Origin of the sequence: Kitasatospora sp. MBT63 (assembly GCF_000710465.2) — a bacterium.
Lineage (GTDB): Bacteria > Actinomycetota > Actinomycetes > Streptomycetales > Streptomycetaceae > Kitasatospora.
Map to the genome: position 1 here is coordinate 1 of NZ_JAIZ01000450.1, position 9,707 is coordinate 9,707.

Annotated in this window: 9 protein-coding genes and 1 tRNA gene; 3 read left to right on the forward strand and 7 right to left on the reverse strand. The window is 73.8% G+C overall.

Annotation, left to right across the window (positions count from 1 at the left end):
- Together AA75_RS24350 and AA75_RS24355 are read right to left on the reverse strand one after the other, a co-directional pair.
- On the reverse strand, nt 1–909 hold a 909-nt coding region (locus AA75_RS24350; protein WP_149038345.1), incomplete at its 3' end, for a DeoR/GlpR family DNA-binding transcription regulator.
- Nucleotides 910–1,106: 197 nt separating this feature from the next.
- Nucleotides 1,107–2,561 carry an NAD(P)H-quinone dehydrogenase gene (locus AA75_RS24355; protein ID WP_033822357.1) on the reverse strand — a complete coding sequence of 485 codons (1,455 nt, stop codon included), beginning with the start codon at nt 2,559–2,561 and terminating at the stop codon, nt 1,107–1,109.
- A 121-nt stretch (nt 2,562–2,682) separates the two neighbouring features.
- Here AA75_RS24355 and AA75_RS24360 point away from each other — a divergent pair, with 121 nt between their 5' ends.
- The 3 genes from AA75_RS24360 (at nt 2,683) to AA75_RS24370 (ending at nt 5,970) form a co-directional block, all read left to right on the forward strand.
- Nucleotides 2,683–3,120: a gamma-glutamylcyclotransferase gene (locus AA75_RS24360; protein WP_033822358.1), complete on the forward strand. Its 438-nt coding sequence runs from the start codon at nt 2,683–2,685 to the stop codon at nt 3,118–3,120.
- A gap of 184 nt (nt 3,121–3,304) precedes the next feature.
- Complete coding sequence (locus AA75_RS24365; RefSeq protein WP_033822359.1) at nt 3,305–4,144, forward strand: purine-nucleoside phosphorylase; 840 nt, start codon at nt 3,305–3,307, stop codon at nt 4,142–4,144.
- Between the two features lie 131 nt (nt 4,145–4,275).
- A complete protein-coding gene (locus AA75_RS24370) occupies nt 4,276–5,970 on the forward strand; it encodes a phospho-sugar mutase (protein WP_033822360.1) in 1,695 nt (564 codons plus the stop codon).
- Nucleotides 5,971–6,453: 483 nt separating this feature from the next.
- Here AA75_RS24370 and AA75_RS24375 read toward each other — a convergent pair whose 3' ends face one another.
- The 5 genes from AA75_RS24375 to AA75_RS47830 form a co-directional block, all read right to left on the reverse strand.
- Entirely contained in the window at nt 6,454–7,155 is a 702-nt protein-coding gene (locus AA75_RS24375) for a PH domain-containing protein (RefSeq protein ID WP_033822361.1), read from the reverse strand.
- Between the two features lie 142 nt (nt 7,156–7,297).
- A complete protein-coding gene (locus tag AA75_RS24380; RefSeq protein WP_033822362.1) occupies nt 7,298–8,035 on the reverse strand; it encodes an ABC transporter permease in 738 nt (245 codons plus the stop codon).
- Nucleotides 8,032–8,778: an ABC transporter ATP-binding protein gene (locus AA75_RS24385; protein ID WP_033822363.1), complete on the reverse strand. Its 747-nt coding sequence runs from the start codon at nt 8,776–8,778 to the stop codon at nt 8,032–8,034. Before AA75_RS24385 ends, AA75_RS24380 begins: the two co-directional genes overlap by 4 nt.
- A 50-nt stretch (nt 8,779–8,828) precedes the next feature.
- Nucleotides 8,829–9,446, reverse strand: coding sequence for a TetR/AcrR family transcriptional regulator (locus tag AA75_RS24390; RefSeq protein ID WP_233289169.1), 618 nt, complete (start codon nt 9,444–9,446; stop codon nt 8,829–8,831).
- 111 nt (nt 9,447–9,557) lie between these two features.
- Nucleotides 9,558–9,652, reverse strand: a tRNA-OTHER gene (locus AA75_RS47830).
- Between the last annotated feature and the right edge of the window lie 55 nt (nt 9,653–9,707).

Sequence of the window (9,707 nt, forward strand, 5' to 3'; positions counted from 1 at the left end):
GGGGCGGCGCTGGCCCGGCAACGGCGCGCCACCCGGCGGCGGGGCGACCCGGCGCGGAGCCCCGGGGCCGGACAGCGCCGACTGGTGGCGCTCCCCGCCGCCGTGCCCCACCGGCTCCGGGGGCAGCCCGGTCGGGGCCACCGAGATCCGCACCCCGCAGTCGGCCAGCGCGCTCAGCTCGCAGGCGGTGGTGTCGTCGGCGGTGGACTGCTCGTCCGTCACCAGGTGGGTGATCGCCTCGGTCGGCACGGTCTGGAACATGGTGTCGGCACCGAGCTTGGTGTGGTCCGCGAGCACGATCACCTCGGTGGCCGCCTGGACCAGGGCGCGGTCGACGCTGGCGGAGAGCATGTTGGTGGTGGACAGGCCGCGCTCGGCGGTCAGGCCGCTGCCGGAGATGAAGGCCTTGGAGACCCGCAGACCGTGCAGGGACTGCTCGGCCCCACTGCCCACCAGGGCGTAGTTGGAGCCCCGCAGGGTGCCGCCGGTCATCACCACCTCCACCCGGTTGGCGTGGGCCAGCGCCTGGGCGACCAGCAGCGAGTTGGTGACCACCGTCAGGCCCGGGACCCGGGCCAGCCGACGGGCCAGCTCCTGCGTGGTGGTGCCCGCGCCGACCACCACCGCGTCGCCCTCCTCGACCAGGCCTGCGGCCAGGTCGGCGATGGCGCTCTTCTCGGCGGCGGCGAGATGGGTCTTCTGCGGATAGCCGGGTTCCCGGCTGAAGCCGCCGGGGAGCACCGCGCCGCCGTGCCGGCGGTCGAGCAGCCCTTCGGCCTCCAGCGCCCGGACGTCCCGACGGACGGTGACTTCGGAGGTCTGGACGACACGGGCCAATTCCCGGAGCGAGACCGCTCCGTTGGCGCGCACCATCTCGAGGATCAACTGGCGACGTTCTGCTGCAAACACAGAACCGACGGTAACTGAATGACCGTCTGCTTTCAGGCGTTTGCAGCTGGTAGCGGGAATTGCTCACCTCGGCCCAGCGCGCGACCGTACAATGCGCGCCGCTGCCCGCCGGTGACGCGCTCCACCGTCCGGGTGGGATCGGCCGGGAACGGCGGAGGCGGCCGCCGTCGGCGACCGCCTCAACTGGACTGCACGGGTCAGGAGTCGGAGTCCTCGCGCCTGCGGATGTGCAACTGCCGGGCGGCCTCGGCGGTGGAGCCGGAGAGCGAGGGGTAGACCGTGAACGCGCTGGCCACCTGTTCGACCGTCAAGTTGTTGTCCACCGCGAGCGAGATCGAGTGGATGAGCTCGCTGGCGCGCGGCGAGACCACCACGCCGCCGACCACGATGCCGGTGCCCGGGCGGCAGAACAGCTTGACGAAACCGTCCCGGATGCCCTGCATCTTGGCCCGCGGGTTGCCCCGCAGCGGCAGCTTGACCTCGACGGCGTCCATCTTGCCGCAGGAGACGTCGGCGGCGGTGTAGCCGACCGTGGCGATCTCCGGGTCGGTGAAGACGTTGGAGGAGACCGTCTTCAGGTTGAGCGGCTGCACCGCGTCGCCGAGCGCGTGGTACATCGCGATCCGGCCCTGCATCGCGGCGACCGAGGCGAGCATGAAGACACCGGTGCAGTCACCGGCCGCGTACACGCCCGGGGCGGAGGTCCGGGAGACCCGGTCGACCTTGATCTGGCCCCAGTCGTTGAGCTTGACGCCCGCCTCCTCCAGACCCATGTCGGCGGTGTTGGGGATCGAGCCGACCGCCATCAGACAGTGCGTGCCCTTGATCACCCGGCCGTCGGCCAGGGTGACCTCGACCTGGTCGCCGACGCGCTTGGCGGTCTCCGCGCGGGAGCGGCTCATCACGTTCATGCCGCGGCGGCGGAAGACCTCCTCCAGCACCTCGGCGGCGTCCGGGTCCTCGCCGGGCAGCACCCGGTCGCGGGAGGAGACCAGGGTGACCTTGGAGCCGAGCGCCTGGTACGCGCCGGCGAACTCGGCGCCGGTGACGCCGGAGCCGACCACGATCAGCTCCTGCGGCAGCTCCTCCAGGTCGTAGACCTGGGTCCAGGCGAGGATCCGCTCGCCGTCCGGCCGGGCGTCCGGCAGCTCGCGCGGGCGCACCCCGGTGGCGATCAGCACCGCGTCGGCGCGCAGCGCCTCGGTGCCGCCGTCCTCGCGGTCCACCAGCACCTCGCGGGAGCCGTCCACCGCCTGCCCGCCGGCGCCGAGCCGGCCGCGGCCGCGCAGCACCGTCACACCGGCCCGGGTGACCGCCTGGGTGATGTCGTGCGACTGCGCGATGGCGAGCCGCTTCACCCGTCGGTTCACCTTGCCGAGGTCCACGCCGACCACCCGGGCCGCGCGCTCGAGCGGCGGGGTGTCGTCCGCCACGATGATGCCCAGCTCCTCGTAGGAGCTGTCGAAGGTGGTCATCACCTCGGCCGTGGCGATCAGGGTCTTGGACGGGACGCAGTCCGTCAGCACCGCCGATCCGCCCAGACCGTCGCGGTCGACGACGGTCACCTCCGCGCCGAGCTGGGCTGCCACCAGGGCCGCCTCGTATCCGCCGGGTCCGCCACCGATGATCACGATCCGAGTCACGTGCTCCATTGTCCCGCATGCCGCATCCGCCGCCACGCCGGGGGCGTTGATTCCACGCGCACCGCCGCGGATGTGACGGTGAACACCTCCCGGCCTCGGCCGCCGGGTGATCTCCCGTAGGCTGACGACCATGTCGCTCTACGCCGCGTACGCCACGAACCTCGACGCCCGGCAGATGAGCCGGCGCGCGCCGCACTCCCCGCTGCGCGGCACCGGCTGGCTGACCGGATGGCGGCTGACCTTCGGCGGCGAACACCTCGGCTGGGAGGGCTCGCTGGCCACCGTGGTGGAGGACGAGAAGGACCAGGTCTTCGTCTCCCTCTACGACGTCGCGCCGATGGACAGCGACGGACTGGACCGCTGGGAGGGCGTCCAGCTGGGCATCTACCGCAAGATCCGGCTCCGGGCGCAGACCCTGGACGGCGAGGTGCCGGTGTGGACCTACGTGCTGAACGACTACGAGGGCGGGCTGCCCGCGGCCCGCTACCTCGGCCTGATCGCGGACGCGGCGGAGAGCGCCGGCGCACCGGACGACTACGTGTCGGACCTGCGGCGCCGGCCCTGCTGACACCGCTCGGACGCGGCGGCGGCGCACGGCGGGGGCGTCCGGGCGGGCCCGCTCGGAGGTTGCTCCAGGCCGGTGGCCGGGATTCCGGTCCCCACCTGTTGTTTTAGGTCATCCGGGTAACGATCCGGCATGCCTTGGCGCGTTGGTCTACGCGCGTAGGCGAATCGCGTCTATCCTCGGTTGTGTGAACGTATCTCCTCAGTCGGTCGTCTCCGCCGACCCCTATGCCGCCGCCCAGGACGCCGCCGTGCGCCTGCGCGAGCTGACCGGTGCCGAGCGCCACGACGTCGCCCTGGTGATGGGCTCCGGCTGGGTGCCGGCCGCCGACGCACTGGGCGAGACCGTGGCCGAGTTCGCGGTCACCGAGCTCCCCGGTTCCCCCGCCCCCGCGGTGGCCGGCCACGCCGGCAAGATCCGCTCGGTCCGGATCCCGGGCTCGGACGGCTCCGGCGACAAGCGGGCCCTGATCTTCCTCGGCCGCAACCACTACTACGAGGGCCACGGCGTGGCCACCGTGGTGCACGGTGTGCGCACCGCCGCCGCCGCCGGCTGCAAGACCATCGTGCTGACCAACGGCTGCGGCGGCCTGCGCCAGGGCTGGGTCCCCGGCCAGCCGGTGCTGATCAGCGACCACATCAACCTCACCGCGGACTCGCCGATCGTCGGCGCCAACTTCGTGGACCTCACGGACCTCTACTCCAAGCGGCTGCGCGAGCTGTGCCGCGAGGTGGACCCGAGCCTGGACGAGGCCGTGTACGTGCAGTTCCGCGGCCCGCACTACGAGACCCCGGCCGAGGTGAACATGGCCCGGGTGATCGGCGGCGAGCTGGTCGGCATGTCGACCACCCTGGAGGCCATCGCCGCCCGCGAGGCCGGCGCCGAGGTGCTGGGCATCTCGCTGGTGACCAACCTGGCCGCCGGCATGACGGGCGAGCCGCTCAACCACGAAGAGGTGCTGGAGGCCGGCAAGGCCTCGGCCGAGCGGATGGGCGCGCTGCTGGGGAAGGTCCTTGAGCGGATCTGAGCGTCCGCTGACGCAGAATCAGTAGGCAGGGGCCGTCGGGCAGATGTCGGATGACAGATTTTGATATCTGTCATCCGACATCGCTCCGACGGCCCCCCATTCACATCAACCCCAGAGGAGCTGGCAGCCCAATGCCTCAGGCCCACACCACCGATCTCCTCGCCCGAGCCCGGGCCTGGCTCGCCGAGGACCCGGACCCGCAGACCCGCGCCGAGCTGTCCGCGCTGCTCGCCGCCGCCGAGGGCCCCGACGCCGAGTCCGGCGAGCGCCTCGCCTGGTCGCAGCTGAGCGAGCGCTTCGCGGACCGCCTGCAGTTCGGCACGGCCGGCCTGCGCGGCGAACTCGGCGCCGGCCCGATGCGGATGAACCGCGCCGTCGTGATCCGGGCCGCCGCCGGCCTGGCCGCGTACGTGCGCAAGGAGAACCTCGGCGACCTGGTGGTGATCGGCTACGACGCGCGCCACAAGTCGTACGACTTCGCCGTCGACACCGCCGCCGTGGTGGTGGGCGCCGGCCTGCGCGCCGCCCTGCTGCCCCGCGCGCTGCCCACGCCCGTCCTCGCCTTCGCCATCAAGCACCTGGGCGCCGCCGCCGGTGTCACCGTCACCGCCAGCCACAACCCGCCGCAGGACAACGGCTACAAGGTCTACCTGGGCGACGGCTCGCAGATCGTCCCGCCCGCCGACCACGGCATCGCCGCCGAGATCGACGCGATCGGCTCGCTCGACGAGGTCCCGCGCGCCGAGTCCGGCTGGGAGGTGCTCGGCGAGGACGTCATCGACGCGTACCTGGCCCGCGCCGTCTCCACCGTCGACCCGAGCAGCCCGCGCGACCTGGACGTGGTGTACACCCCGATGCACGGCGTCGGCCGGGACGTCCTGCTGGCCGCGTTCGAGCGGGCCGGCTTCCCGGCCCCGACCGTGGTCGCCGAACAGGCCGAGCCGGACCCGGACTTCCCGACCGTGGCCTTCCCCAACCCGGAGGAGCCGGGCGCGATGGACCTCGCGTTCCGCACCGCCGCCGCGGCCCGCCCCGACATCGTGATCGCCAATGACCCCGACGCCGACCGCTGCGCGGTGGCCGTCCCCGAGACCGGCAACGGCGGCTGGCGGATGCTGCGCGGCGACGACGTCGGCGTCCTGCTCGGCTCCGCCCTGGTCGCCAAACGCGCGGCCGGCACCTTCGCCACCACGATCGTCTCCTCCACCCTGCTCGGCCGGATCGCCGAGGCCGCCGGGCTCGGCTACGCCGAGACCCTGACCGGCTTCAAGTGGATCTCCCGCGCCGAGGGCCTGCGCTACGGCTACGAGGAGGCGCTCGGCTACTGCGTCGACCCCGAGGGCGTCGCCGACAAGGACGGCATCACCGCCGCCCTGCTGGTCGCCGAACTCGCCGCCACCCTCAAGCGCAGCGGCCGTACCCTGACCGACCTGCTGGACGACCTGGCGCTGGAACACGGCCTGCACGCCACCGACCAGCTGTCGGCCCGGGTCGAGGACCTGTCGCTGATCGCCGACGCCATGCAGCGCCTGCGCGACAAGCCGCCGACCGTGCTGGCCGGCCTGCTGGTCACCCGGGCCGACGACCTGACCGCCGGGTCCGCCGACCTGCCCCCCACCGACGGCCTGCGCTACTACCTGACGGGCGACGAGGTCCGTTCGGCCCGGATCGTGGTCCGGCCCTCCGGCACCGAGCCCAAGCTGAAGTGCTACCTGGAGGTCGTCCTCCCGGTCGCCGACGCCGCCGCGCTCGCCGGAACCCGCGAACGCGCCGCCGCGCTGCTCGACGCGGTCAAGCGCGACCTCGCGGCCGCCGCGGGCATCTGAGCGTCGCGGCCACCGACGCGCGGTCCGGTCGACGAGTCGGCTGAGGCAACCGAGACGACCCCGGACGGGCGTCTCCCGGCACCTGCCGGGGGCGCCCGTCCGGCATGTCCGCCCGGTCTTCGCTCCGGCACCCACCGCCTCGCCGCTCACCGCCCGCCGCCACCCGCCACCCGCCAGCCGCATTCGCCCGCCGGTCGCCGGTCGGCCAACGCTGCCGGTCCGCGCACCCTGCCGACTCGCCCGCCCGCTCACCCGGGCGCCCACCTGCCACCCGCGGTCCAGCGGGCAGGGGTACTCCGTCGAGGCGGCGGCCCTGAGAGAGCGGTGAGCCGGTGAGCCGGTGGGTCTCGCCGCGCCGATCCACCGACGAGCCGGTGAGCCGCCGCACCGATGCCCCGGAGAGCAGTCGGCCCCCTCCGGGTGCCCGGCCCGGGAGGGCCGCGGCGGCCCGGAGGGGGCCCGACAGCGGTGAGGGTGAGGGGGTCAGCCGGCCACGATCAGCACGATCATGGCCGCCAGGCCCGCCAGGGTCGGCGCGATGATCCACCAGCACCAGCGGACGGAGACCGAGCCGGCCGCGTCCGGGCGGGCCGCGTTGCGCTCGGCCAGCTCCTGCAGGGAGTCGACCACCTGGTCGGACCAGGCGCGGGTCGGATCCGCGTCGCCCGCCCTGGCCGCGCGGCCGGCCGACGGGTTGGACGGCCGTCCGCTCTCGGGGCGCGGCCGGCCGCCGGAGATGACCGGGTCGCCCGCGGCGGCGGCGCGGGCCGCCTGCCGGTTGGCCCGCTTGCGCTGGCGCAGCGACACCGGGACCGCCCAGACCTGGTACTTCTTGCCGCCCGCGAAGAGCTCGACCGAGTACCCGGCCCGCAGTCCCTCGACGGCGGCCCACGGCGCCTCGACCGAGCGCAGCGGGTTGCGGACGAGCAGCCGGCGCTCGTTCGCGTAGACCACCGGCCGCAGGGTGTACGCGAAGACCGGGAGGGCGAACACCGGGGCGGCGGCCAGCGCGATCCACGGCGTCTTCCCGGTGCCGCTGATCACCGCGTCGAGGATCAGCCAGCCGGCCACGGCGAGCAGCATGACGCCGGAGATGATGCCGGGCACGGAGCGGTAGCTCCGGTCGGCGAACTGCGGCTCGGGGGCGGCGGAGCCCGGGTGGGGCTTGCCGGCGGATTCGGTCATGGTGACGATTCTGCCGCATGGGTGCCACCGTTCCCTAGGGTCACAGCGGCCCGGATCTGCAACGTTCCTGCACCGGGACCCCGGCTGCCCGACGTCCGGGACCCCGGCTCCGGCCGCGCCGCGCGTACGGCTGCGGCGGGCCTCACGCCGTCCGGCGCCGCAGTGTGGCCGCGCCGAGGCCGAGGGCCAGCAGGGTCGCGCCGACGAGCACGGCCAGGTCGGCCAGCACGGCGCCGCCGACCCCGGGGGTGCCGGTGAGGCGGTTCATCGCGTCGACGGCGTAGGACAGCGGCAGGACGTCGGAGGCCCAGCGCAGCGCGGTGGCCATCGAGTCGCGCGGGACGAACAGTCCGCAGAGCAGCAGTTGCGGCAGCAGGACGGCGGGCAGGAACTGCACCGCCTGGAACTCGGTGGCGGCGAAGGCCGAGACCAGCAGCCCGAGCGCCATCCCGAGCAGGCCGTCGCCGACCGCGACCGCGAAGATCAGCCAGGTGGGTCCGGCGACGTGCACCCCGAGCGGGCCGATGGCGAGCGCGGACGCCAGCGCGGCCTGGACCAGCGCGACGGCGCCGAACGCCAGCCCGTAGCCGAGCAGCAGGTCGAGCCTGCCCAGCGGCATGGTGAGCAGGCGTTCCAGGGTGCCGGAGGTGCGTTCGCGGAGCATGGCGACCGAGGTGACCAGGAACATCACCAGCAGCGGGAAGATCCCGAGCAGGGCCGGTCCGATCCGGTCGAAGGCGCCGGGCTGCCCGTCGAACATGTACTTCAGCAGGGTCAGCAGCACGCAGGGGACGACCAGCAGCATCGCGATGGTGCGGGGGTCGTGGCGCAGCTGGCCGAGGACCCGGCCGGCGGTGGCGAGGGTGCGCCGGAGGTTCATCGGGGGCTCCCCACGGGTTCGGCCTGGACGAGGTGCAGGAAGGCGGCGTCGATGTCGGCGGTGCCGGTGGCCCGGAGCAGTTCGGCCGGGGTGTCGTGGGCGAGCAGGCGGCCGTCGCGCATCAGCAGCAGGCGGTCGCACCGGGTGGCCTCGTCCATGACGTGGCTGGAGACCAGCAGCGTGGCGCCCTGGTCCGCGAGGGACCGGAACAGCTGCCAGAGGTCCTGGCGCAGCACCGGGTCGAGGCCGACCGTGGGTTCGTCGAGGATCAGCAGCTCGGGTGCGCCGAGCAGGGCCGCGGCGAGCGAGACCCGGGCCCGCTGGCCGCCGGAGAGCCGGGCGGTGAGGTCCTGCTCGTGGCCGGCGAGGCCGACCTGGGCGATCACCCTGGCCGGGTCGCCCGCGGGGGCGCCGAGGACGGCGGCGAAGTAGCGGAGGTTCTCGGCGACGGTGAGGTCTCCGTAGACCGAGGGCGCCTGGGTGACGTACCCGACCCGGTGGCGCAGGCCCGCGCTCCCCGCCGGGGCGCCGAGCACCCGTACCTCGCCGCCGCTGGTGCGCTGCACGCCGACGACGGAGCGCAGCAGGGTGCTCTTCCCGCAGCCGCTCGGGCCGAGCAGGCCGGTGATCGAGCCGTGCGGAACGTCGAGGTCGAGGCCGTGCAGCACGGTACGGCCGCCGCGTCGGACGGTGAGCCCGGTGACCCGGATCGCGGGCTCGTCGCCCGCCCTGGAATTCATCATGCGATGAGTTTTGCGTGGCAGCGGGCGGCCCGTCAAGGGGACGCGCACCCTCAGCCCTCGGCGAGGTACCCCTGCACCGTGCGGGCCAGCAGCGGGGCCAGGCCGGCCGGGTCGGCGGAGGCCAGCGGCTCCACCCCGATCACGTACCGGGCCATGGCCAGCCCGACGATCTGCGACATCATCAGCTCGAACCTCAACTCGGCCTGCGGAATGTCCAGTTCCACCGCGGCCGGGGCGACCAGTTCGGTGGTCATGAAGCCGCGCATCAGCTGGGCGACCTGCTCGTTGGTGGCGGCGGTACGCAGCAGAGCGAGCATGCGGTCGCGGGTCTCCGGCTGTTCCCACAGCTGCAGCACGAACGCCGCCACCCGCTCGCCGATGGTGGCCCGATCGCCGGCCAGCACCTGCCCGACCACCACCCGGGGGTCGATCGGCACCTCCAGCGCGGCCAGGAACAACCGGTCCTTGGTGCCGAAGTAGTGGTGCAGCAGCGCCGCGTCCACCCCGGCGGACCGGGCGATGGCGCGCATGCTCGCCTTCTCGTACCCACGCGCGGCGAACTCGGCGCGGGCCGCTTCCAGCACGGTACGCCGGGTGTCGGCGCCGCCGGGGCGGCGGCCGGTCCGCTTACGAGGGGTCTCGGGCTGCTGCTGCTCTGCGGAGGTCACCCGGTCATTGTCGCCGGGGCCCGCGGCACGGCCCACCGAGCCCGGCCGGCGCCGGGAGCACGACGGCCGGACGGAACCGCGGCCGGACGGAACCGCGGCCCGGCCGAACTGCGGAGAGGGCAGGATTCGAACCTGCGAAGGCGGGCGAAACCACCCGACCGGCGCCGAAGCACCGGCCCCCGATCAACCACTCCGGGCACCTCTCCCGAACACACCACTGCGCGGAGAGGGCAGGATTCGAACCTGCGAAGGCGGGCGAAA